The sequence below is a fragment of the Candidatus Neomarinimicrobiota bacterium genome, from assembly GCA_018647265.1.
GTDB lineage: Bacteria > Fidelibacterota > Marinisomatia > Marinisomatales > TCS55 > TCS55.
The window spans coordinates 15,716-39,961 of the sequence record JABGTK010000099.1 but is presented as its reverse complement, the minus strand read 5'-3'; the positions used below and the strand labels follow the sequence as shown (position 1 = coordinate 39,961).

Annotated in this window: 21 protein-coding genes, 1 tRNA gene and 1 riboswitch; of the genes, 15 read left to right on the top strand and 7 right to left on the bottom strand. The window is 39.9% G+C overall.

What is annotated here, in order from left to right; genetic code table 11:
• Window positions 1-18 precede the first annotated feature (18 nt).
• The gene (locus tag HN459_05710; protein ID MBT3478943.1) at window positions 19-462 is read left to right on the top strand and encodes a hypothetical protein; all 444 of its coding nucleotides are present in this window, start codon (window positions 19-21) and stop codon (window positions 460-462) included.
• A 103-nt stretch (window positions 463-565) separates the two neighbouring features.
• Here the strand turns inward: HN459_05710 and HN459_05705 are convergent, their stop codons facing one another.
• From HN459_05705 to HN459_05675, 7 genes are all read right to left on the bottom strand, one after another.
• A complete protein-coding gene (locus HN459_05705; GenBank protein MBT3478942.1) occupies window positions 566-1,483 on the bottom strand; it encodes a hypothetical protein in 918 nt (305 codons plus the stop codon).
• Window positions 1,483-2,106 carry a flavin reductase family protein gene (locus HN459_05700; protein MBT3478941.1) on the bottom strand — a complete coding sequence of 208 codons (624 nt, stop codon included), beginning with the start codon at window positions 2,104-2,106 and terminating at the stop codon, window positions 1,483-1,485. Before HN459_05700 ends, HN459_05705 begins: the two co-directional genes overlap by 1 nt.
• Window positions 2,103-3,254, bottom strand: a complete 1,152-nt coding sequence (locus tag HN459_05695; GenBank protein MBT3478940.1) for a homogentisate 1,2-dioxygenase — start codon at window positions 3,252-3,254, stop codon at window positions 2,103-2,105. The genes HN459_05700 and HN459_05695 overlap by 4 nt, the downstream gene beginning before the upstream one ends.
• A 66-nt stretch (window positions 3,255-3,320) precedes the next feature.
• On the bottom strand, window positions 3,321-4,286 hold the full coding sequence (locus HN459_05690) for a fumarylacetoacetate hydrolase family protein (protein ID MBT3478939.1): 966 nt from the start codon (window positions 4,284-4,286) through the stop codon (window positions 3,321-3,323).
• Window positions 4,287-4,300: 14 nt separating this feature from the next.
• A complete protein-coding gene (gene hppD / locus HN459_05685) occupies window positions 4,301-5,389 on the bottom strand; it encodes a 4-hydroxyphenylpyruvate dioxygenase (protein ID MBT3478938.1) in 1,089 nt (362 codons plus the stop codon).
• 13 nt (window positions 5,390-5,402) lie between these two features.
• On the bottom strand, window positions 5,403-6,488 hold the full coding sequence (locus HN459_05680) for a histidinol-phosphate transaminase (GenBank protein MBT3478937.1): 1,086 nt from the start codon (window positions 6,486-6,488) through the stop codon (window positions 5,403-5,405).
• A gap of 1 nt (window position 6,489) precedes the next feature.
• On the bottom strand, window positions 6,490-6,948 hold the full coding sequence (locus HN459_05675; GenBank protein ID MBT3478936.1) for an Lrp/AsnC family transcriptional regulator: 459 nt from the start codon (window positions 6,946-6,948) through the stop codon (window positions 6,490-6,492).
• 145 nt (window positions 6,949-7,093) lie between these two features.
• Here HN459_05675 and sfsA point away from each other — a divergent pair, with 145 nt between their 5' ends.
• The 14 genes from sfsA (at window position 7,094) to thrA (ending at window position 24,246) form a co-directional block, all read left to right on the top strand.
• Window positions 7,094-7,801 carry a DNA/RNA nuclease SfsA gene (gene sfsA, locus HN459_05670; protein ID MBT3478935.1) on the top strand — a complete coding sequence of 236 codons (708 nt, stop codon included), beginning with the start codon at window positions 7,094-7,096 and terminating at the stop codon, window positions 7,799-7,801.
• Window positions 7,802-7,862: 61 nt separating this feature from the next.
• Entirely contained in the window at window positions 7,863-9,488 is a 1,626-nt protein-coding gene (locus HN459_05665; protein ID MBT3478934.1) for an Ig-like domain-containing protein, read from the top strand.
• Window positions 9,489-10,547 (top strand): NTP transferase domain-containing protein, encoded by a 1,059-nt coding sequence (locus tag HN459_05660; GenBank protein MBT3478933.1) that lies wholly within the window; start codon window positions 9,489-9,491, stop codon window positions 10,545-10,547.
• A gap of 3 nt (window positions 10,548-10,550) precedes the next feature.
• Window positions 10,551-10,820, top strand: coding sequence for a hypothetical protein (locus HN459_05655; GenBank protein MBT3478932.1), 270 nt, complete (start codon window positions 10,551-10,553; stop codon window positions 10,818-10,820).
• Window positions 10,821-10,938: 118 nt separating this feature from the next.
• Complete coding sequence (locus HN459_05650; GenBank protein MBT3478931.1) at window positions 10,939-13,023, top strand: elongation factor G; 2,085 nt, start codon at window positions 10,939-10,941, stop codon at window positions 13,021-13,023.
• A 13-nt stretch (window positions 13,024-13,036) separates the two neighbouring features.
• Window positions 13,037-13,531, top strand: a complete 495-nt coding sequence (locus tag HN459_05645) for an HIT domain-containing protein (protein MBT3478930.1) — start codon at window positions 13,037-13,039, stop codon at window positions 13,529-13,531.
• A 1-nt stretch (window position 13,532) separates the two neighbouring features.
• The gene (locus tag HN459_05640; protein MBT3478929.1) at window positions 13,533-13,832 is read left to right on the top strand and encodes a hypothetical protein; all 300 of its coding nucleotides are present in this window, start codon (window positions 13,533-13,535) and stop codon (window positions 13,830-13,832) included.
• Window positions 13,832-15,928, top strand: a complete 2,097-nt coding sequence (locus tag HN459_05635) for a sodium:solute symporter family protein (GenBank protein ID MBT3478928.1) — start codon at window positions 13,832-13,834, stop codon at window positions 15,926-15,928. Before HN459_05640 ends, HN459_05635 begins: the two co-directional genes overlap by 1 nt.
• A gap of 68 nt (window positions 15,929-15,996) precedes the next feature.
• Window positions 15,997-16,069, top strand: a tRNA-Asn gene (locus HN459_05630).
• A gap of 247 nt (window positions 16,070-16,316) precedes the next feature.
• Window positions 16,317-17,414 (top strand): 2-isopropylmalate synthase, encoded by a 1,098-nt coding sequence (locus HN459_05625; protein MBT3478927.1) that lies wholly within the window; start codon window positions 16,317-16,319, stop codon window positions 17,412-17,414.
• A 30-nt stretch (window positions 17,415-17,444) separates the two neighbouring features.
• On the top strand, window positions 17,445-18,782 hold the full coding sequence (locus HN459_05620; GenBank protein ID MBT3478926.1) for an aminotransferase class I/II-fold pyridoxal phosphate-dependent enzyme: 1,338 nt from the start codon (window positions 17,445-17,447) through the stop codon (window positions 18,780-18,782).
• Window positions 18,783-18,848: 66 nt separating this feature from the next.
• Window positions 18,849-18,962, top strand: a riboswitch (SAM riboswitch).
• A gap of 150 nt (window positions 18,963-19,112) precedes the next feature.
• The gene (locus tag HN459_05615; GenBank protein MBT3478925.1) at window positions 19,113-20,375 is read left to right on the top strand and encodes a PLP-dependent transferase; all 1,263 of its coding nucleotides are present in this window, start codon (window positions 19,113-19,115) and stop codon (window positions 20,373-20,375) included.
• A 195-nt stretch (window positions 20,376-20,570) separates the two neighbouring features.
• Window positions 20,571-21,737, top strand: a complete 1,167-nt coding sequence (gene moeB / locus HN459_05610; GenBank protein MBT3478924.1) for a molybdopterin-synthase adenylyltransferase MoeB — start codon at window positions 20,571-20,573, stop codon at window positions 21,735-21,737.
• Between the two features lie 85 nt (window positions 21,738-21,822).
• Entirely contained in the window at window positions 21,823-24,246 is a 2,424-nt protein-coding gene (gene thrA / locus HN459_05605; GenBank protein ID MBT3478923.1) for a bifunctional aspartate kinase/homoserine dehydrogenase I, read from the top strand.

Genomic DNA, 24,246 nt, shown 5'->3' with positions numbered 1-24,246 from the left:
AATGAGGTTTGTTAAATCATGACGAAATCAATACAATATTTTTTAGTGATAGCTGTTTTTTCAAATATTCTTTTTGCCCAGGGAGATGACTTCGATTCAAAATACTACAATGAAACTATTTATCTCCAACAAGGATTTCTGGGGCCAAAATATATGATGGGCGGAAATTCATATTCAGTGGTTTCAATAGGTGGAGAATTGAATCGCTATCCTGATTCAGCGGAATTATATAGTAAATATAAATTTATGCGCATCGTGAGTCTAGGGTTAATATTTGCCGGCCCTTTAGCTAGTGTTGCCATAATGGGCCCCGGTGGAGGGGAAGGACCAAATGAAGCTACTATGTCAATTTATTTAGGATCTTTAGTTCTTGGGGCATTTGCACAAATTGAATCATACAACAAACTCAACGAAGCTGTGTGGATTTTTAACGGAAACCAGTTGAAAAAGGAAGAGTTTTGAAAACGGGTTCCGAGTAAAAACTGAAAATAAATAGGACGAACACACCTATTAATTATAGTCGATTTCCCCCTATTTAAGTATAGGAGGAGGTGGTGGGAAAAATTCAATTAATCTTTAAATGACCATCCTTAAATACTTTTTCATTTAATTTATCGTCCAAATAACCCATCATAACCGAGTGACCGGTAATCGCTTTGGGGAAGGTATCATCATCCATAGCTGTTAAATGGATGGGTGTCTTATTCATTGAAATAAATGCCGTATTCTCATTGCAGACATAAAGAGAGGGCGGTGTAGTTTCTACAAGTTTATCCCATTCAAATTGAATGCGAAAATCAACTTCATCAATCCCCAAAGTCATGTGAGGATTTTCAGAAGTAAGTGGCGCTCCAGTGTATAGAGGCAGCATGGCTTGGAGAATTACCCAGGCCATTGAATTTGGCGTAATGCTAATGTGGTAAGTTTGATTCTCAAACAAATCAATGGCGTGCTGGATGCCGTTGGCATTTACCAATAAATTATAATGGCTAAGTTGAATGCCTTTTCCTTTATCCCAAAATACCATTGCCTCGTGGCCCAGTAACGGTTTGAAAGTGGGGTCGTGTTCTTCGGGAAATTTCTCAATCTTTTCAAAGTAACCGGTTTCTTCCGAAATGATAAATGATGGGGACATGGATTTTTTTGCACCATCAAGATCGTCATCGCCGGTGAGGACGACAGATGCTCCCAGTGTCCAGATTCCGAAAGCCAAAATCTCGCATTGTGGAAAAGGAAGTTGGTCTATCAAAATTCGATCTTTGGGATTAACCCCTTCAGCAACCAGCCAATTGGCGGTCTGTTGGGCCATGCGGTAGACCTTATCCGATGTGAGGCCTAAATCAGCATAAACCATCTTTTCGCCGTACTTTACATTTTGGCCATCCACCAATGCCCGGAGGTTAGGGTAAGGAACCATATGTTCGATAGGTTCCACATTTCCCAAACATTGTGCTTGGTATATGCGTTCTTTAATTTGGGACATTATTTGGGTAGAATCTGTCGTTCAATTTCAAAACGATCAGATATACGACAATAGCCATTGGCACCTGCCAGACGACCGATTGGTTGAAGCTTTTCTAGGTCAATTCGGCCATTGTCATACAAATTATCATCCACGTGAAAAAGTATAATAGTGCCCAATACAAGGAATCCACTTCCTGGACTTCCATCACCAATTTCAATTATTTGATTTAATTCACATTCAAATGATATTTTGGCCTCACCTACACGCATAGCATCAATTTTTTCGCATGGAACAGGCGTAAGACCCGAGACTTCAAATTCACTCACTTCAGGCGGGAATTCTGTCGCAGTTGTAACCATTTCTGATGCGAAGGATTCACTAACAATATTCAATGCAAAGACATTTGTATCCCGAATATTTCTAAGAGTATCTTTTATGTCACCATCGGCACCACGCCTCACCGGACAAAAAGAAATGGTTGGTGGATTTGAGCACACACCATTAAAAAATGAAAAAGGAGCAAGATTATCTACACCATTTTTAGATCGGGTAGCTACAAATGCAATTGGTCGCGGCAATATGGATCCAATCATTAGTTTATAGTTGTCCTTAAATGCTTGTTGTTTTGGATCTATAATCATTTTTCATCCTGCCATGAATATGGATAATTAGCGTCATCAATTTTTGCGGCTGCTTTTGTCATCATTAACGGTTTAAAGGTGTCAACCATTACGGCGATTTCGTTCGCTTCTTTGGCACCTAATGATGCCTCAATTTTTCCAGGTTGGGGGCCGTGGGGCAAGCCCATGGGATGATAGGTAATGGATCCTTGCTCAACACCTTTGCGGCTCATGAAATCACCTTCTACATAATAGAGTATTTCATCAGAATCTACATTGCTGTGGGCATAGGGCGCCGGCACTGCCTCGGGATGATAATCAAAAAGGCGTGAAACAAAATTGCAAATCACCAATCCCGGTGCTTGAAATGCTTGATGAACTGGTGGTGGTTGATGGACCTTTCCAGTAATAGGCATAAAGTCATTCACATTAAATACCCATGGAAAATAAAAACCGTCCCAGCCAACGATATCAAATGGATGGTTTTTGTATTCATAAGATTGAATTCCTTGGGTTAATCGCACTTTGACTTCAATTGGGCCTTCGGTTTTAGGTGCTTCGAATGACGGTGTTTTTATGTCCCGTTCACTGTAAGGGGAATGCTCTAATAATTGCCCAAGTTTATTGCGATAGCGATTGGGTGTTTCAATCGGACCTGCTGTTTCTATAATGAATAATTCCATGGATTCGGACACATCCAATTGCCAGATAACACCACGGGGGATAATGGCATAATCGCCATACTTTAATTCTAATGAACCAAAATTTGTTTTGAGTTTTCCAGCACCGCCGTGAACAAAAATACATTCGTCATAATTTCCATTTCGATAGAGATAATCCATGGAATTTGAAGCTGTAGCTTTAGAAAGGATTACATCTGAATTAAAAAATAATGGAATACGGGATGAAATGGCATCGCCATCATGTTTTAGCCCTCGCGTATTAATATGGTGATGGCGGTGTTCCTGATCCCATGCTTCAAGTTTGAGTGGAGAAAGATTGCCAACTTTATTAACAGTGGTCGGTGGCTGAGCATGATATACATTGGAGTGAATGTGGCTGAATCCTTCTCGGCTAATGAGTTCTTCCCAATAGAGATTGCCGTCAACATCCTTGAATTGAATGTGGCGTTTTTTAGGTAATTGTCCACGGGATTGGTAAAATGGCATTAAATATCTTTCGTTAGTTCAGTAGGCGCTAGTCATGTTTACCCGCCGTTAGGCGTGGAGTCGCCCCTACACTATTTTATTCTCTAAAATTCCCAGTCGTTCAACTTCTAATGTAACTACATCACCTTTTTCAATCCAACCACCGGTATTTTCGGGACGGAGTTCTAAAATGCAGCCGGTGCCAACAGTTCCTGAACCGATATATTCTCCCGGGACTAATTTTGTATTCATGCTGGCCCGTTCAATCATTTCACCAAAAGAGTGATAAAGGTCGTTTGTATTTCCGTCTGAAATTTTCTTACCATTCACATGACACGTCATGCGTAAGTGGAGTTTCCCATCTTCGCCCCAAGCATCTTCAAGTTCGTCGGTAGTTACCATATATGGACCAAAACTTGAGGCAAAATCCTTACCCTTTGCTGGCCCGAGACTCATGGGCATTTCTTCACGCTGGAGGTTGCGAGAAGACCAATCATTTAAAATAGTATAACCGGCAATCACCTCACCCGCATTTTCAGCTTTAATGTTAGAACCACCGTTACCAATGATGACGGCGAACTCCAATTCAAAATCCAGCTCAGTCGTTTGTAAAGGATATGGAATTTCTGCACCATGACCATAACCGCAATTAGGATTGGAAAAATAGAATATGGCTAATTTGTACCAATCGGGATTCATGTCTAGTCCACGGAGTTTTCGTGCAGAAAGGACGTGTTGCTCAAATGCATAAAAATCTCGGAATGACGGTGGGTCGGGAATGGGAGGTAAAATGACCAAATCAGATTCAGCTTGGGATAATGCATCCAAGTCACCTTTAGAAACTTCGAAATCTAATTTTTTCAAAAGAGAAAAATTCTGATCCCAATTCGAAAGGGTTTCTTTCAAGGAACTTGGAAGGGAAAGAAATATATCATTCCCATTATTTTGGTTAATCCACTTCGCTGCGCGCGTGACATCTACAATCCTGTCCTCAATCTTAAACCCGAATCGGTGTTCGGTATTATTATTTTCTGAGTAAGTAATGAATTTCATTATTGTTTCAAAATTTATAGGTTACCGCGAAGGGCCTGTTCTCTTTCGATGGATTCAAAAAGGGCTTTAAAATTACCTTTACCAAAGCTGTTGGATCCTTTCCGCTGAATGATTTCGTAAAACAAGGTGGGGCGATCCTGGATCGGTTTGGTGAATATCTGGAGCATATATCCGTTTTCATCTGCATCTACTAAAATACCCAATTCAGCGAGGATTTTGATATCCTCTTCAAATTCGCCAACCCTTTCTATAAGGGTATCATAATAGGATTGAGGTGTGGGTAAAAAGTCAACTCCTTTGGCTCTTAATTTTTTGACAGTCTCTATGATATCCCGGGACGACATGGCAATGTGTTGAACGCCTGCCCCTTCATAGAAATCTACAAATTCTTGGATCTGGGATTTTTTTAATCCATCCGCCGGCTCGTTAATGGGCATTTTAATTTTTTCATTTTCATTGGCCATTACGACTGAACGGAGAGAGGTGTATTCGGTGGAGACATCCTTGTCATCCACGGACCAAAACCGATGCCAGCCAAATACCTTTTCATAAAAATCACAAACTGGTTGCATAACGCCATCAGGTTGATTCCCCACCACATGATCAATATGGACGATGCCTACTGGGTCTGCAACCATATCCACATCCATCACTTCGTAGCCGGGAAGAAAGACTCCATTATAATTATTTCGCTCAACAAAAGTATGGGTGGTATCGCCATAAGTTTTGATGGTGGCAACGACTGCTTCACCTTTTTCATCCTCGATCAATTTTGGTTTACTTACACTTTCAGCCCCTCGAGAAGTGGTTTCCTTCCATGCATTTTCTGCATTATCTACAGAGAAAGAAACATCCTTTACTCCATCCCCATGCTTATCAATGTGGAGGCCCATTTCTGTTCCTGGGCTCAAGGGAGAACTCAACACAAATCGAACTTGATTCTGTTTCATCACATAACTGACTTTATCACGGCTACCCGTTTCAAGCCCTTTATAACCAATGGGCTGAAATCCGAGACAGCTACGGTAATAATGGGCCGCCTGCTTGGCATTGCTCACATACAGTTCACAGTGGTCAAATGCGTTAATTTTATAATTATTCATAATATCCTCAAATTTATAGAATTGATTTTAGAGCCTGAATAAATCGGCCGTTTTCTTCGGCGGTACCGATGGATATACGGATACAATTGGGCCATCCGAATGCCTTTAGGTTTCTCACAATGACGCCTTTGTTTAGCAAGGATTGGGTAACTTCTTTCGCCTGTTCTTGAGACAGCCATATAGTGGTAATAAAATTGGCAACAGACGGGACAGTTTCAATTCCCAAGGATGTGAGTTGGTCTTTCAAAAATGTATATCCTGCTTCATTAATGGCCAATGTTCTACTTAAAAATTCATCATCATTCATGGCGGCTGAACCGGCAATGTGAGCGATAAGCGAAGGTGAAAATGGTTCTTTTACTTTCATCAGGTTGCGAATGAGTTCTTTGTGTGCAAAGCCATAGCCAATCCGCAATCCCGCCAACCCGTATGCTTTTGAAAATGTCCGCAATGTAATGACATTATCATAGCGATAGGCCATGGAGTCTGGGAAGTCTGTTTTGGACTGGGCGAATTCATAATAAGCTTCGTCTAATATGATAAGGACTCGTGCCGGGATATGTGTATAAAATTCGTCAAATTCTTCCCGGGTTATGTAAGTCCCCATGGGATTATCGGGATTGGCAATATAAATGATTTTGGTATAGTCTGTAACTTTTTTTGCCATAGCTTCCAAGTCATAACGATGGTTTTTCATGGGTACCCAGTGGACCTTTCGCCCGGAGGCATTGGCCAAAACGCGGAAACCGATGAATGAGTTTGCGGCTGAAACCAATTCGTCATCGCTGAGTAAAAATGTCCGCATAATAGTGGACATAATACCTTCACTGCCACCACCTAAGATCACATTTTCTATTTTTATATTGAATCGGTTGGCCAGTTTGGTTCTTAGTTCAAAACCGGAAACATCAGGATAACGATGAAGACCTGATAAAGATTTCTCCATTGCTTCGATTGCTTTTGGGGATGGTCCCAACGAATTTTCATTGGATGCTAATTTATCCACATGATCCAACCCTAATTCTCGTTGGACCTCTTCAATGGGTTTCCCGGGGACATAATTGGCGAGATTCTGGATATAGGATGGAACGAGCGCCATATTAGATTGGTAGCCTGGTTTGGTGTTTAAAAGTGGAAAGGACGACAGAAGTTTTCAAATGTTCCACATTGGTAAGGGCGGACAATCCATGGAGAATCAACTCATCATAATGGGGAATGTCCCGTGTGGCTATCTTTAATAAAAAATCACCTTCACCAGTTATGTGGTGGCATTCCAGAACTTCATCCATATCAGCAATAGCTTTGAAGAAATCATCTACCGGTGTTTCGCCATGGCGGGCTAAGGTGACTTCCACAAATGTCATGCAGGTGTAACCGGCTTTTTGCGAATTCAATAAAGTAACATATCGTTCAATAAGTCCACTGGCCTCAAGCTTCTTTACCCGTTCCAAAGTGCTGGAAGGAGAAAGGTTCACTCGCTTGGCCAATGCGGCATTGGTGATCCGCGCATTGGACTGTAATTCGTCCAATATCCCTTTGTCTGTTTGGTCTAAGTGCATAAGATTATTCGTTTATGGAGCAAAATAACGGAAGAATCTATAGTTTAACAGTATATTTTCCAAATATAATTCTGCACTATCAATATGAATGAATAGATTGTTTTTTATATTCTAATTTCTACCTTATGATTTGCGGAAAAAACAAATGAAAATTGAAGGCCCTCTAATTTCAGGAAAATTTGTTGAACGGCCTAATCGCTTTATAACTATGGTAGAAGTGGATGGTAAAATTGTACGTTCCCATTTACCCGATCCAGGACGGTTAAAGGAATTGCTCCTTTCCGGCGCTGATCTTTTGTTGCGGCGGGCGCCTAAAAAATCTGAACGAAAAACAAAATATTCCACAGTCATGGTTCGCCATCAAGGTCAATTGATATCACTGGTATCAGCATTACCAAATCGATTTGTGAAGGAATCGTTACAACGAGGCGATTTGCCCATGTTTAAAGAATTTCAATATGTCCGATCAGAAATATCCCATGGGAACCATCGTTTTGATTTCCTGTTGAAAGATAAAAATGAAAAGCCCTTTTATTTAGAAGTGAAATCCGTGACTTATGTAGAAAATGGATTGGCAAAATTCCCCGATGCAATTACAGCAAGAGGCACCCGCCACGCAGAGGCTTTATCGGAATTGGTTAAAGAAGGCAATGGTGCTGGGATTTTGTTTGTTTGCCAAAGGTTTGATGCAAATCGATTTGAACCCATGTGGGATCGAGATCTCAAATTCGCAAAAGCATTATTAGCAGCAAAACAAGTTGGAGTAAAGGTATGGTGTGTTACAACTCAAGTGAGTGAAACTGAGATGACATTTGAAAAAGTAATTCCTGTAAATTTGACCCCTCCTGAATAGAATAATTTCAAATTTGATTTACCCATTTATATTAAAAAGATTTAGCAAAGTCATTGCTCTAATGGGCATTGCGCTCATGATTTATTCATGTGCGGCTGTCTCATCCCCAGGCGGTGGGCCCGAGGATGAAACGCCGCCGGCTTTTATTTCCGCTATCCCGGAAGGGGGAAGCATCCACTTTGAAGGTGGAATTGTTACGCTCAAATTTTCCGAATATATTGATGAAAAATCTTTAAAAAATGCGGTAAAAATATCTCCCCGCCTGGATTCGCTGATCGAACCTATCTATGGTGACGATGAGATAATCTTGGATTTCCCAGAGGAATTATTAAAAAACCAAACTTACGTCATTACAATCAATCGCAATCTGAAGGATGAACGAGGTGTAGCCTTAGGTCAATCCATCCAAGTGGCTTACAGTACAGGTGCGATTATAGATGAAGGCCAAATTTCCGGCCGTATTCATGGCGAAGAATCCTACGCAGCCCATTTATGGAAATTGGAAAAGGGGTTTGAAGATTCTATTTTTTTCAAAGAACCTCTTTATGTGTCTGAAGCGGACGATGAGGGAAACTTCAATTTTAAGTATCTGGCTCCTGGGGAATATATAATTATGGGCATTGAACGGAGTGCTGCCGGGGCGGGGCTCGTCCCCGAACGAATGGCCTATGGTGTTACATCAAAAAAGACATATAATTTAGGCGAGAAACAATCTCTTAATGGAATCTCAATGCAGCCGAAGCGGGAAACACCGCCGTTGAAAATGACCCATGGAGAATGGAAAGGCAAACGCTGGGGCTGGATACATTTTAATAGGGAACTGGAAAGTAATGTTGAACTCGGTGGGTTAGCTATTGTTGATTCTGATGAAAATGACCATCAGCCAAAGTTTTATCAAGATGCCCAGGATAAAAAAAGGTTCCTAATGATTTCGGCTGATACCTTGTCAGCGGGGAAAGCAGAATTGAAATTAAGTTCAGTTTTTTCGGGTGTTGATACAATGCTATCTGATGCAAAAATTAATATTCGCATCCCAACTAAAAGAGACACAACCCATTTAAAACGGTTGAAGCCGGAGAAATCAGTTACCATCCAATTGGAAAAAAATGAGGGACCAATTGTATCTATAGTTTTTTCAAAACCGGTTATTTCCATTTTTGATAGTACATTTTTTATGGTAGCAGATACAGATACAGTTGTTACGAAGTTGAATTGGATAAATCCGACGGAAATTGCTTTTATTCCGCCCACTGGTTGGAAAGAGAAAACCAAATACAAATTGATAATATTTTCTGAAGGACTTACCCCAATAGAAGGAAAAACCTTAAAAGATTCAATCTCCTATGTAAATATAAAATCAGAAAAGAAATTGGGATACGGCGGAATTAGTGGGTCATTCGAAATGAAGGGTGTCAATCCATTGATAGAGTTAAAGATGCTGAAAAAAGAACCTGAAATTTTCTATTCTTCTGTAAATTCCAACCAACAATTCCACTTTAAACACATACCTGAGGGTCCATATCGCTTGATGATTATTGATGACCTGGATAGGGATAAAAAATATTCCCATGGGTCAGCTTATCCTTTTCAAGCCAGTGAATGGTTTTATATTCATCCCGATACTTTCGATGTACGCGCCAATTGGGATATTGATGTTGGCCCTCTTAAGATAGGAGAGAAAAACTAAATGTATTGTGTCATAATGGCTGGTGGACGGGGGACTCGTTTTTGGCCAGCCAGTCGGAAAGAAAATCCAAAACAACTTTTAAATATTGTCGGCAATGAATCCATGCTCCAAATGACTGTTAATCGTTTGGTGAAAATGAAAAATGTCGAAGATGTATTTATAGTAACGGGCCCAAATCTGGCGCCCAAAATAAAAAAGACAATAAAGGGTGTTAAACCCAAAAATATCATTGTTGAACCTAGCGGAAAAGATACCGCGGCAGCCATTGGGTTGGCGGCGCTCCATATAAAAAAACTGGGGAAGGATGCTGTCATGAGCGTATTCCCGGCAGATCATTTAATTGTGGGTGCTCAAAAATTTGCAAAAACAGTTCGGTCTGCTATTCAATTGGCCAACAAAAATGATTCTTTAGTGACGATCGGGATTGAGCCCACTTTCCCTGCTACTGGGTACGGATATATTCAGTATGATCAAAATAGTCCGGAAGATCATTTGAATGGTTTTAGGGTAAAAACATTTGCTGAAAAACCCCATCATACTTTGGCCAAGCGATTTATAGAAAGTGGCGATTTTTTATGGAATGGTGGTATGTTTGTCTGGAGGGTATCAACCTTTTTTAAAAAGATTGAAAAACATATGCCCGATTTAAATGATCAATTGGTAAAAATCGAAAAACTGATTGCATCAAAACAAGATTTTAAACGGTTATGGAATAATATTAAACCTGAATCCATTGACTACGGATTAATGGAAAAATCTGATGATATCTACGTGGTGAAGGCAGAATTTGATTGGAATGACCTTGGCTCCTGGGATACTGTATTTGATGTTTCGCCAAAATCAAAGGATCAAAATGTCATCCGTGGCGAAGGTGTGGTCATAGAAGGAAAGAATAATCTCATACAGTCTAACGGCCATTTTACTGCAGTTATCGGATTGGACAATATTGTGGTGGTAAATACCAAAGATGCAACATTGGTTGTTCCCCGGGAAAAAGTTGAAGATGTGAAAGAATTGGTAAAATATCTGGAGAAAAAGAAACGGGACGATCTTTTATAATCCATGAGAAAAATGAAACCTGAAAAACTGCTCAACTTATTTGAAGAGTTAGCGGATAAATTGAATATAAATATCGCCCAGGGAAAAGGAGATTTTCAAGGTGGTATGTGTTCGGTAAATGAAGAAGCATATATTGTACTGAACAAAATCAAACCAATCGACCAACGATTGGGTATATTGGCCCGAGAATTTGGTAAACTTGATTTGGGGAATGTTTTTGTGCCCCCAATCCTACGCGCATATATAGAAGGTGTCCAGCAAGATATCTTTTAATTACCATTTAATAATCCTTGAAATAAATCCTCTCTCGTAAGTACACTTGGGGCCTCCATCCTTTGTCCGAGGTAGAGAAACACCCAATTTTGATTGAAAATCTTTAAGAGGATTTAAAATGAAAGATTACGCAGCTAAAGATATTCGTAATTTCGCAATTGTGGGCCATGGGGCTTCAGGGAAAACTATACTTTCTGAATCTATGCTGTCCAGCGGAGGCGAAATAAACCGCATAGGATCCATTGAAGTGGGTACCACCATTTCAGATTATCACCGCGATGAGCATGATCGACAGATATCGATCCATTCGTCACCCCTCCATGTGGAGTGGATGAATACCAAATTTAATGTAATCGATACACCCGGTTATCTCGATTTTATCGGTGAATCCATTTCTTCATTGGCAGTGGTGGATCTTGCCCTTATAACTATCCATGCTGTTAATGGCGTAGAGGTAGGGACAGAACAAGTTTGGAATTATGCCAATAATTATGGTCTCCCCAAAATGATCGTAGTGAATGGTCTGGACCGAGAACATGCCAAATTCGACCAAATTGTTCAGCAGTGCAAAAATCATTTTGGCGGAAATGTTTTCCCTATGCAATTACCAGTAAATGCGGGCCCGGGATTTAACCAAATTATAGATGTACTTCGTAGTGAATTGATTACCTATAAAACAGATGGTAGTGGACAATACACAGAAGAAGCATTGCCGGACGATTGGAAAGACCGTGTCAAAGAATTACACCAGGAATTGATTGAATATGTGGCTGAATCTGATGATTCTTTGATGGAGAAATTTTTTGAACAAGGGAATTTATCCGAAGAAGAAATGCGCGAAGGATTGCACAGAGCTATTCAGGATCAAGTATTTATTCCAGTGTTTTGTACAACCGCAACGCAAAATATAGGGGTGGCGAGGGTGATGGATTTTATTGCAAAATACGGTTCATCTCCCATTGATCGAGCAAAAATTAAGGCTACGAATGCGAATACAGGTGAAGCGGTCGATGTTGATTTGGATGGGAATAGCCCTGTCGTTCATGTATTTAAAACTATTAGTGAAGCCCACGTTGGTGACCTTTCTTTTTTCCGTGTCTATTCTGGGACAGTTTCACCTGGGATGGAATTGCACAATACATCCCGTGGCAATACAGAGCGCTTTGGTCAAATGTTTTTGATGAATGGGAAAACCCGTACCGCTGTAACCAAATTGAATGCGGGCGATATTGGTTCGGTTGTCAAATTGAAAGATACTCATACAGGAAATACTCTTACGGGTCCCGAGAATAAAGTAAGGCTTCCATCTGTTAAACTGCCCAATTCGAATATTCATCTTGGTGTACGGTCTAAATCCAAAGGTGATGAAGAAAAGATAGCTACTGGGTTGGCTACAATCCATGAAGAAGATTCAACCTTTGTTTATAATGTGGATTCCGAACTTCGTCAAACGGTCCTTTCAGGACAGGGAGAATTGCACCTTCATGTATCAATCGATAGGTTGAAACGGCGATTCAATGTGGAAGTAGAAACATTCAAACCACGGATTCCATACCGGGAAACAATTCGGGGTAAAGGCGCATCAAAATACCGTCATAAAAAACAAAGTGGTGGTGCAGGGCAATTTGCAGAAGTATGGATGAAAGTTGAGCCTAAATCTCGTGGTGAAGGCGTTGAGTTCTCCCATTCTTTAGTTGGCCAAAATGTTGACCGTGTATTTGTTCCTTCAGTTGAAAAGGGTGTAAATGCAGCAGTTGCAGAAGGTGTGTTGGCGGGATATCGTGTGGTGGATTTAAAAGCCGAATTTTATGATGGCAAACAACACCCTGTTGACTCCAAGGATATAGCTTTCCAAATGGCAGGCAAGCAAGCATTCAGAGAAGCTTTCTTGGCCGCTCAGCCTTGTCTACTGGAACCGGTTCTAAATATAGAAATAAAAGTTCCAGAACATTACATGGGTGATGTGATGGGTGATATCTCCAGCCGCCGTGGGAAAATTATCGGCATGGATACTGATGGAACTTTTCAGCAGATCAAAGCACAAGTACCTCAATCTGAACTTTACCATTATTCTACAAGATTGAGATCTTTAACCGGTGGGCGAGGGATTCATTCTGAAGAATTTAGTCACTATGAAGAAGTTCCACGTGAGATGGAAACCAAAGTAACCGCATCTGCAAAAGCAGCTCAAGAAGGGGATTGATGGGGGATGATTTATGGATAAGCTTTGGAGTCCGTGGCGCATGGAATATATCCGTGCGAAAAAAGATAAAAATGAGGGCTGTGTGTTTTGTATTAAGTCTGATTCAGAAACTGATCGTGATAATCTTGTCCTCTACAGAGGTAATAGTGCCTTTGTCCTTATGAATCTCTATCCTTATAATAATGGACATATTATGGTTTGTCCTTATGATCATGTGAAAACAACAGATTCATTATCAAAAGATTGCATGATGGAGATTATGGAATTGGCCGATAAATCCATGAAAATATTTAGAGAAACAATGAAAGCAGAAGGGTTCAACTTTGGCGCCAATATTGGTGTTTCCGGCGGGGCTGGAATTGCGGATCACATCCATTTTCATGTGGTACCTAGATGGGTTGGTGACACTAATTTCATGCCCGTGATTGGGCATACCAAAGTGATGGTTGATGGTCTCCTCGATACATATGATAAACTTAAAATCAAATTTGATAAACTGATTAAATAAAATGAATTTTTCCCATACATGGCTTCCATTCTTTTATCTTTATGGACTTGGAGGAATCCTCTTTATTGCTGGTATTTTTATTACGATTAAGGCAGGATCTTTCGATTTGAATAGGAAAGATCATAAAAAGTGGATGTGGATTCTTCTTTTCGGTTTTGTTTGGTACCTAATGATGCATGCACTCATGATTTGGGCTGCGCTTGATATAATTTCTGTCTATACAGTACCCATTGTTCTGTTGGGGATGGTGGTGGTTTTTGTGGTTGTAACATTGATGTTTAGAAAGACGAAAAGGGTATAATGCAAACATTTCATGGTATAGGTACCACGGCAGATTGGGTTGTAATGGTGGTTTATTTTATTGTGATTATGCTTTTTGGCAGTTATTTCGGTCGTTATACAAAAAATACATCTGATTTCTTTTTCGGTGGACGAAGATTTTCCTGGTGGTTAATTACCATGTCTATTGTGGCCACGGGAGTGGGCAGTCACAGTTTTGTAAAATATTCGGCAAAAGGATTTGAACACGGCATATCTTCTACCATGACCTACTTAAATGATTGGTTTTTCATTCCCTTTTTTATGTTTGGCTGGTTGCCCATAATCGTTTATTCAAAAATTAGATCTATACCCGAATATTTCGAAAAACGATTTAGCCCGTCGGCACGATTTTTGGCTACAATTCTCCTACTTCTTTATATGATAGGATATATTGGTATTGGGTTTCTTACCCTGGGGAAAGCTGTGATTCCCATGCTGCCAGAAGCGTTTACAATAATGAGTATGACATTCCCAATTACACTCATGGGTGCAATCATTATTATCGCTATTATTACAGGGATATATATTACGTTTGGTGGGCAGACAGCTGTGATTTTCACGGATCTTTTACAAGGTTTTATCCTGTTATTTGCCGGCTTACTATTATTCTTTTTTGGAATTACATATCTTGGTGGATTTGATATATTTTGGAATCTTTTACCCGCAGAATGGAAATTACCTATGGCTGATTTTAATCAGCCGGCAAACTTTAATTTTGTGGGCATATTTTGGCAAGATGCCATTGCTGGGTCCATTGGATTTTTATTCATGAATCAAGGCCTCATTATGCGTTTCATGGCCTGCAAAAATGTGAATGAAGGGCGTAAAGCTGCTGCAATAAATATTCTTTTTGTTCTTCCCATTTCGGCAATTGTTGTGGGGAATGCAGGTTGGATTGGGAAAGCAATTTCTGTTGTAAGTCCTGATATTGTAAGTCCATCTGTTTCTCCTGATCAAATTTTTGTGGTAGTGGCCAACATTATTGCAAGCCCCGGTATGTTTGGATTTATTATGGCTGCACTTACGGCTGCACTAATGAGTACTGTAGATACTTTGATTAATGCGACGGCAGCGATTTATATTAATGATGTATATCGTCCCGTTCGAAAATTTCTAAAAAAGAAAGCAATTTCAACTATTGAAAATGACCGCAGAGAATTGAGGGTGGCACGCTATGCTTCGATGGCTGTAACGGCATTGGGCGTTTTAGCCGTACTTGCCTTCAAAAATTTTCCAACAGTTTATGAAGCGCATGGTTATTTTCATTCTACATTAACACCGCCACTTGTTGTTGGCATTTTCCTCGGTGTTTTCTGGAAACGGTTTACACCTGCGGCTGTGATTACTACATTTGTCGGCGGCGTGGCACTTATGATTCTGGGGGCAAGATATCCTGGCATTTTTATTGCACCCTTTGACCATGGAATTGAAATGAATCCAGATCACCCTTATTCATATATCCGTGCACTATACAATACGCTTGTTTGTGCAGGTGCGGCAGTTTTGGTGACCATTACGACTCATTGGCAGAGACAAATAATCTCAACCATTCGAAATAAACAAAATGGGAAAACAATAATAAACACAATTTTAGTTGTTACAATCGGAGTCTTTTTCATTGTGTTGGTAAATATTTCAGGAATGTATGTTCAAGCTTTATCCGCAATTATTGTAATCATTATGGTTCCCTTGCTTGTGACTTATTATGTCCCATATGATGAAAAAGTAAATACGAATGGATTAACGGCGAATTCAATCAATATCGCACGAAAACTATTTAAAGGTGGGGAGCCCAATGACGAGGAAGGTAAAAAGGTACTCGTTCATTTTAATGTTGTGAGCGGTGATGAAAGTGTTATACGTTTTTCGAATAAAGATATGGACGCCATGAAAGCGCTTCCCGGCGACCTTGTTTACATTTCGGATAATAGAAAATGGATGGGTGGATTAAAATCCATTCACGCTGTGTATGGCCATCCTCATGATGAAATAGGGAAAGTATATATAACGGCAGATCAAATGAAACATGGCTTATTTGTTCAGGGGAAAATATTAGAAGCAGAAAAAGAAATGTAATTATATTTGGTGACCGCAGAATAAATAGTATAAATTCGCGGCGCTTTTATAACAAATAAATGCCATATTCCGGAGTAGCTCAGTTGGTAGAGCGAGTGGCTGTTAACCACCAGGTCGGGGGTTCGAGTCCCTCCTCCGGAGCATAAAAACCCTGCAGAAATGCGGGGTTTTTTTATGGAATAAAGTGGAGGGGCGAGAAGTCTCTCCCGATAGCGTATCGTATCGGGGAGTCCCTGCCCGCCGAAGATTTAGCGTAGGAGGGCCTCCTACGGAGAATAAAAAAGGTCCAACTTTTGTTGAGCCATTTTTATTTTATATTCATATATTTCCAATATGTTAGGTTAGTAATTTTTACGGTAAAATTTTTACCACTGATTAGGATAAAACCATGGAAATAGCTTTACTCGATTCCACCTTAAGAGAGGGAGAACAATCTCCCCACGTTTCTTTTACGATAGATCAAAAAGTCAAGATAGTTCAAGCGCTCGATACATTCGGAATTGAATTCATCGAAATTGGGCATCCTGCAGTATCACCAGATATTCAAAAGGCAGTAAAGAAAATATCGCAATTGGATACACGGGCAGAAAAGATTATCCACGGAAGGGCGACTCGATCAGACATTGATGGTGCATTAGCCTATGGTGTTCCATGGGTTGGTATCTTTTTTGGAACTTCAGCTCTTAGTTTAAAACACAAATTCGGAATAGATCAAAAAGAAGCACTTATTCAAATTGTGGATGTAATATCCTATGCAAAGGATAAAGGTCTCATGCTTCGATTTACGGCAGAGGATGCTTCCAGAACAGAATTGTCATTTTTAATAGAGGTCGCCCAAAGAGTTGAGACGGCAGGCGCGGACCGATTTAGCATTGCAGATACAGTCGGTGTTTTAACTCCGGAGGTAACAACTAAACTCGTTACCGAAGTAAAAGCTGCTATTAATATCCCTATTCATATTCATTGTCATAATGATCTCGGATTGGCAACTGCCAATGTGCTTGCAGCTTTTATTGCAGGTGCCAGCGTTGCCGATGTATCTATTAACGGGTTGGGTGAACGATGCGGCATCGCTTCTTTAGCTGAAGTTGCACTCATTTTAAAAAATAAATATCATGTGGATAATAATTGGGATTTGTCATCATTAAGAAGATTGGCAAAAGAAATGGAATTGATATCAGGGATTTCCAACCGAAAGAACCAACCAATTGTTGGTGATTTTGCATTTACCCATAAATCGGGTCTTCATACTCGCGCAGTAATCAAAGACCCCAAAACATATGAATCCTATTGTCCAAAATTAGTTGGTCAAAACCGGAATATTATTATTGATAAATTTACCGGGACGGTAGCAGTGGCAGATCGATTAAATAAATTAAAAATTAAATGTACAAGTGATGTAGTTGAACGGATAACTTCAAAAATTAAGTCTAATCCTAAACCGAATCCTGTTACAGATCTTGAGCTTATTAATTATTTATCGTAGAAATATTTTAATTATATTATTGGATTACAATTGAAAAAATATCCCGAACTATCAACATATTATAAATCTTTAAAACCATCTTCCATTAGGGAAGCTGCTAATTTGTTTGATGCACGCCTTGATCATGATGTAGTAACGGTTATCAATATGGCCATCGGGAATGTGACTCTTCCCATGCATCCGGCTATGATTCAACGGATGCAAAGTTTGGGCGCTTTAAGTAGTCCCTTTGTTGAGGGAATTGTCCCTTATACACGCACCCGTGGAACAGACGAAACGCGCCAAGCATTTTTGAATGTATTGGGTGCATCAGGAATTGATACAAATGGATTATTCTGCCAAGTAACCGAAGGCGCATCCCAAGGGATGAAATTGATGATAGCGGGCATTTGCGGTTCTCCCGGATCGGGTGATAAGCCATTGCTGGTCTTTGATGCTACTTATACAAATTATATGGCCTTTGCTAAAAGTATGGGCCGACGGATTGTGAATGTGACACGAAATCTCGATCAGGATGGCCGATTTGCATTGCCGAATCTGAAAGAATTAGAAACTCTTGTAGAAAAGGAAGACCCATCCGGAATTTTGGTTATTCCTTTTGATAATCCCACGGGGCAGCACATGCGTCGGTCAGATTTGATCAAAGTTGCCAATCTATGTGTGGAACATAATTTGTGGTTGGTGAGTGATGAAGCTTACCGGGAACTTAATTATGACGGAAAACCCCACGCTAGTATTTGGACATTGAAGGAGACAGAAGTGCCGGGAATTGCAGGACGAAGAATCAGTTTGGAATCAACCTCCAAAGTCTGGAATGCTTGTGGTTTGAGGATTGGTGCTATGATTACAGATAATAGGCAATTTTTTGAAAAGTCCGTTTTTGAGAATATGGCTAACCTATGTGCCAACGTAATCGGTCAACATATTTTTGGCGCATTGGCGCACGAACCCCATACCGGTATTCAGAAATGGTTTCAAAAACAACGGGATTATTATAGCGGTGTCATTTTCCATTTTGTTGAATCAATTAAAGAAGAGATTCCGGGGATTATTGTTTCCCGGCCAGATGCGGCAATCTATACAGTTGTGGACGTTAGAAATTTGGTGAATGATAATTTTAATGCTTCTGAGTTTGTACAATTCTGTGCTAAAGAAGGTAAAGTGAAAATAGAAAATCAATTTTATACCATATTGGTTTCACCCATGGGTGGATTTTATAATAATCCCGGGGAAGGTGATACCCAAATGCGAATTGCCTTTGTTGATCCTCCAGAAATGGTAGAAAAAGCACCGAAGATTTTTAGTCAATTGCTATGTGAATTCTTAGAATTATACCCTAATCTCAATAATAAATTAATCTATTGTTGACTTGGATTGAAATATTATTTTAAGATTCATTTAAGTAATTACTGCTATTTGACAGTTCAGCACCGGATTTTATCCAGAAAGGTGGAGGGATCAGGCCCTGTGAAACCTTAGCAACCTAATTGGCGCAATGCTAATTAAGGTGCTAATTCCTGCCCCATAAAAAGTGGGGATAGATGAGAGCTGTGACGCTGAAAAGTCAAGCTTTCCACTGAATATCATCCTATTAATTACATACGAACCAGTGCGTTTTTGCGTACTTACGGTATCGTATTCCCCGGGAAAATGCTACCAATACCCCTATTCCACTAACGGAATAGAAAGGAGAACCCTATGGTAAAAACTAATAATAACCATAAGGGCCACCCCCCATCTTTCTGGAATGAATCCACGCGAATTGTCCACGGCAGTCAAAATGCAGACCCATTACATGGCAGTCTAAATGCGCCATTACATTTGAGTACATCGTTCAAATGGAATTCGGTTGAAGACGATGGTGGCTATGATTATAGCCGTACAGCGAATCCAACTCGAACTGTATTAGAAGAACAACTGGCTCAATTGGAGAATGGACTGTTTTGTTCTACTCATGGGAGTGGAATGGCAGCCGCTACAGCTGTGGCCCATTTATTTAAACAGGGCGATCATGTGATTATTTCTGAGGATTGTTACGGCGGTGTATTCCGTCTATTCAATGATGTCATTCGTCACTTTGGTATTGAAGTATCTTTCACTGACCTAAAAAATTTGGATGGTGTTCAAAAGGCAATTCGACCGAATACAAAATGTATTTGGGCAGAGTCTCCCTCAAATCCACTATTGAGGCTGGTTGATATAAATGCTTTGGCTGAAATTGCTAATTCGTCCAATGCATTATTGGTTGTGGATAATACCTTTTGTTCACCAATCCTCCAAAAGCCATTAGATCTTGGTGCCCATATTGTGGTTCACTCTTTATCAAAATATGTGAATGGCCATTCTGATGTTTTGGGTGGTGCCGTTATTACTAAAAATAAAAAACTTGGAGACCGAATACATTTTCTCACCAATGCATTAGGTATTGGTTCTCCTGCCTTTGATTCATGGCTCATCCTGAGAGGGATTAAAACGTTAAAGGTGCGTTATAGTCACCAACAAAAAACAACCCAAACTGTAGCTGAATGGTTGCAAGATCATTTAAAAGTGAAGCGGGTGATCTACCCGGGTTTACCCAGTCATCCGGATCATGAATTGGCCAAGCGCCAGCAAAAGGGATTTGGAGCCGTAATTACTTTTGAAGTCGATGGTGGAAAAGAAGGAGCTAAAACAGTGGCTGAAAGCACTGAAGTATGTACATTGGCAGAATCACTTGGGGGCGTGACAACCTTAATTGAATTACCTGCCTTTCATAGTCATGCGTCAATGACGGATAAAGCCAGACAGAAGGCCGGAATCAATGATGCATTAATCCGTTTATCCATCGGTTTAGAAGATGAGAATGATTTAATTAATGATCTTGGACAAGCATTGAGACAGTTACCGGAAATGAATATTCGTATTAAAAACCATTATAATGGATCTTATTCACCGGTTAGTAAAGGTGTTTTGGGAGTATAAATTAATAATGAGAAAATACAATGCTGGGGTAGATATGGGAATTGAAACTCTTTAGGAAGTTGTTACAGTAACTCTTTTAAACGGTTTTAGAGACCGGTATTTTCAATAGGACTTTAGAAGTGATTCATTGCAATTACACATTAATCGCAGTCCTTTTATTAAAGAAAAAATAATGGTTGAAAGAATAAATGTAAGATGAAAAATTCTGGTGGACTAAAGAACCTCCCTGAGTTGGAGCAGAGTGAACTTAGACGCTATGCACGTCATTTTTCTTTACCTGAATTTGGAATTGAAGGCCAACAGAAACTAAAAGCAGCGAAAGCTTTGGTGGTTGGTGCTGGCGGATTGGGCAGTCCGGTCTTGCTTTACCTTGCGGCAGCTGGCGTTGGCACGCTGGGACTTGTGGACTTTGATGTGGTTGATGAGAGCAACCTCCAGCGGCAGGTACTTTTTGGTGTAGAAGTATTGGGTGAATCTAAAGCTAAATCGGCAGGAAAAAGACTTTTGGAACTGAATCCTCATATAAATATTGACATTCATGAAACGCGCCTCACTACTGAAAATGCCCTTAAAATTATTGGTGATTATGATTTGGTTATTGACGGTACTGACAATTTTCAAACCCGATATTTGGTCAATGATGCTTGTGTCATTTTAGGAAAGCCCAATGTTTACGGAAGTATTTTCCGGTTTGAGGGGCAAGCGTCCGTATTTAATTTTGAAGAGGCGCCTTGTTACCGTTGTTTGTATCCTGAACCACCATCGCCGGGGACTGTACCCTCATGCGAAGAAGGGGGCGTATTGGGTGTATTGCCGGGAATCATTGGTTGTATCCAGGCCAATGAAGCGATAAAAATAATTACTGGAATAGGGACAACACTCAGTGGCCGCTTTTTACTTTATGACGCGTTGGATCTAAATTTTCAAGAGGTATCTCTCAAACGAAATCCCGAATGTTCCGTATGTGGTGATCATCCAACCGTTACTGAGTTAATTGATTATGAACAGTTTTGCGGTATAAATCAGCCCGAGCCAGAACATAAATGGGGAGAATTAACAGTAACTGAACTGTATCAAAAGATTAAATTAGGAAATGCACCTTGTATTTTAGATATTCGAGAAAGTTATGAAGTCTTGGTGGCAAAAATTGACGGAACCATTCATATCCCTATGAGTCAAGTACGGGAACGTTTAGGTGAAATTGATCAAAGCAGTGAAATAGTTGTTCTGTGTAAAACAGGCGTTAGATCGGCCAATATATGTGAATTGTTAGTCGAAAATAATTTTAAAAATGTAAAAAATCTTACAGGTGGAATAACAGTATGGTCTCAAGTTATAGATTCTTCAATTCCACTCTATTGAACTAAATAGATAGAAATAATTCAATGAGAACAAATATAAGTATTAAAATGAACCGATGTTGCGTTCACGATTGTGAGCGATGTTGTTGCGTGTCCTGAAATTTGGTGGATCCTCAATTTCAAATGCTGAACGTATTCGCAATGTTGAGGAAATCATCCGTCACAAACTCGATGAAAATGAGCACCTTGTTGTTGTAGTGTCTGCTCATGGAGGGGTAACCGATAAACTATTAGCTTTGGCTGAATTGGCTGCAAAAGGCAAAAATATTGAAACAATTTTACGGGAAATAAAAGATCATCATTCTCAAATTATAGAATCACTTTTTCCTAATGATGACAAAGCCATTCAAAATCGAGTTGAATTATATTTTAATGAATTACAAAAAGATATTTCTTTAATATCTAATGAAAAACAATTATCATCACAATCCTTAGATAAATTTCTTTCCTTTGGTGAATTATGTTCCACAGAAATTTTGGCAGAATATTTTTCTCAAAATGGAATCCCTTCGGAGCAGTTGGATGCACGGAATGTTGTTTTGACTGATGATCATTATGGTCATGCCTATGTACATTATCAAAGATCTTACAATCGGATTCGATCCTATTTTAAAGATCGGGATAAACTGCAATTTATTACTGGTTTTTTGGGTGCCACCGAATCGGGAGAAACCACCACCCTTGGCCGTAGTGGATCAGATTATTCAGCTTCAATCTTTGGTGCTGCTTTAAATGCATCCTCTATAGAGATATGGACTGATGTAGATGGCATATTATCGGCTGACCCTTCTATCGTCAATGATGCGAAATCCATTCCAAATTTAACCTATGAGGAAGCAATGGAATTGGCCCATGCAGGTGCCCGTGTGATCTTCCCGCCAACGATGATTCCGGCAAAATTCAAGCAGATTCCAATTGTAATTAAGAATACCTTTAACCCAGATTACCCGGGATCATTGATTAAACATACTCGAAGAGTCAATGGCGAAAAAGCGGTAGGTATTTCTTCAATCTCAGACATTAGTTTGTTGCGTTTTCAAGGGGCCGGAATGGTAAGTATCCCTGGAATCAACAGTCGAATATTTTCAGCCTTGGCCAAGAAAAAAGTGAGTGTTCTTTTGGTCTCTCAGGCTTTTAGTGAACATGCCACTTGTTTTGCTCTCAATCCGATAATGGTCCGCAAAGCAATCAAAGCACTTGAGGAGGAATTTGCTGTTGAAATGAAAAACCATTATATCGATCCGATACGGATTGAAGAAAAATTATCCATGGTTGCTGTGGTTGGGGAAGGTATGCGTCATACACCAGGAATTTCGGGAACGGTGTTTGGTACTTTGGGAAACCAGGAAGTGAATATCATCGCCATTGCTCAGGGATCATCTGAAAGAAATATTTCATTTATCGTAGAAGACAGGGAGGTTGGCCGAGCAATTCAAGCACTTCACAGGGAATTTTTTGACGATTATAAAAGTGCCATAGATTTATATCTTGTTGGGATAGGAACGGTTGGGAATGAATTACTTTCAATTTTACGAAGTTCAAGCCAAGATCAAATTTGCTTAAAGGGTGTTGCCACAAGCAAAAAAATGTTATTGAGTGAAAGTTGTTTTGATCCAATCAATATTGGAAATAAACTTAAAGAATCGGGTGACGCATTTAATTTGGTTGAATTTCTTGATAATGCCGACGAACAAAAGGTGAATAAAGTATTTGTGGATTGTACCGCAAGCAATGCCGTTTCCCAAAAATATACTGCGATTCTTGATCGTGGATTTTCTATCGTAACCGCTAATAAAATTGCCAACACATTGGATTATGAATTTTATCAATCACTCCGTGAAAAAGCTTCAAAGAATGGGGTTTCATTTTTTTATGAAGCCAATGTGGGGGCAGGGTTGCCAGTCATTTCCACTTTGCAAAACTTACTTTCAACCGGTGATGAAATTATCAGTATTGAAGGTGTTTTTTCGGGCACCTTAAGTTATTTGTTCAATACTTTAACATCCAAAATGAACTTTTCTGAATTGGTAATCAATGCCAAGTCTAAAGGCTTTACAGAGCCGGATCCTAGACAGGATTTGAATGGGTTGGATGTGGCTCGAAAATTATTGATCTTGGCGAGAGAGACCGGCGCTGAGTTGGAATTGGAAGATATTATAGTGGAGAGCTTATTGCCAAATGGTAGCGAATCGATTGATACGATTGATGGCTTTTTAAAGCATTTAGGGGAATTTGATGATGAAATGAGAGCTAAGGTTAAAGAAGCTGACGCCCAAGACAAAAGATTGAGATTCATCGGAAAATATGAAGATGGAAATGCTTCGGTTTCACTCCAAAGAATCGGGCGAGAACATCCTTTTTATGAATTGCAGGGAAGTGATAATATTATAGCTTTCAAAACCCAGCGATACTCGATTCAGCCCCTTGTTATTAAAGGTGCCGGCGCTGGCGCAGCTGTAACTGCTGCAGGCGTTTTGGGTAACATTCAACAGTGTTTGGTGAATAACTAA

Excerpts from the sequence above, each read along its gene's own strand:
- HN459_05710 (MBT3478943.1), top strand. The coding sequence starts at position 19 with ATGACGAAATCAATACAATATTTTTTAGTGATAGCTGTTTTTTCAAAT.
- HN459_05645 (MBT3478930.1), top strand. The coding sequence starts at position 13,037 with ATGGATAAGCTTTGGAGTCCGTGGCGCATGGAATATATCCGTGCGAAA.
- moeB (MBT3478924.1), top strand. The coding sequence starts at position 20,571 with ATGAAAAATTCTGGTGGACTAAAGAACCTCCCTGAGTTGGAGCAGAGT.
- HN459_05640 (MBT3478929.1), top strand. The coding sequence starts at position 13,533 with ATGAATTTTTCCCATACATGGCTTCCATTCTTTTATCTTTATGGACTT.
- sfsA (MBT3478935.1), top strand. The coding sequence starts at position 7,094 with ATGAAAATTGAAGGCCCTCTAATTTCAGGAAAATTTGTTGAACGGCCT.
- HN459_05635 (MBT3478928.1), top strand. The coding sequence starts at position 13,832 with ATGCAAACATTTCATGGTATAGGTACCACGGCAGATTGGGTTGTAATG.
- HN459_05680 (MBT3478937.1), bottom strand. The coding sequence starts at position 6,488 with ATGGCGCTCGTTCCATCCTATATCCAGAATCTCGCCAATTATGTCCCC.
- HN459_05650 (MBT3478931.1), top strand. The coding sequence starts at position 10,939 with ATGAAAGATTACGCAGCTAAAGATATTCGTAATTTCGCAATTGTGGGC.
- hppD (MBT3478938.1), bottom strand. The coding sequence starts at position 5,389 with ATGAATAATTATAAAATTAACGCATTTGACCACTGTGAACTGTATGTG.
- HN459_05655 (MBT3478932.1), top strand. The coding sequence starts at position 10,551 with ATGAGAAAAATGAAACCTGAAAAACTGCTCAACTTATTTGAAGAGTTA.
- HN459_05695 (MBT3478940.1), bottom strand. The coding sequence starts at position 3,254 with ATGCCATTTTACCAATCCCGTGGACAATTACCTAAAAAACGCCACATT.
- HN459_05660 (MBT3478933.1), top strand. The coding sequence starts at position 9,489 with ATGTATTGTGTCATAATGGCTGGTGGACGGGGGACTCGTTTTTGGCCA.
- HN459_05690 (MBT3478939.1), bottom strand. The coding sequence starts at position 4,286 with ATGAAATTCATTACTTACTCAGAAAATAATAATACCGAACACCGATTC.
- HN459_05675 (MBT3478936.1), bottom strand. The coding sequence starts at position 6,948 with ATGCACTTAGACCAAACAGACAAAGGGATATTGGACGAATTACAGTCC.
- HN459_05665 (MBT3478934.1), top strand. The coding sequence starts at position 7,863 with ATGGGCATTGCGCTCATGATTTATTCATGTGCGGCTGTCTCATCCCCA.
- HN459_05615 (MBT3478925.1), top strand. The coding sequence starts at position 19,113 with ATGGTAAAAACTAATAATAACCATAAGGGCCACCCCCCATCTTTCTGG.
- HN459_05625 (MBT3478927.1), top strand. The coding sequence starts at position 16,317 with ATGGAAATAGCTTTACTCGATTCCACCTTAAGAGAGGGAGAACAATCT.
- HN459_05700 (MBT3478941.1), bottom strand. The coding sequence starts at position 2,106 with ATGATTATAGATCCAAAACAACAAGCATTTAAGGACAACTATAAACTA.
- HN459_05705 (MBT3478942.1), bottom strand. The coding sequence starts at position 1,483 with ATGTCCCAAATTAAAGAACGCATATACCAAGCACAATGTTTGGGAAAT.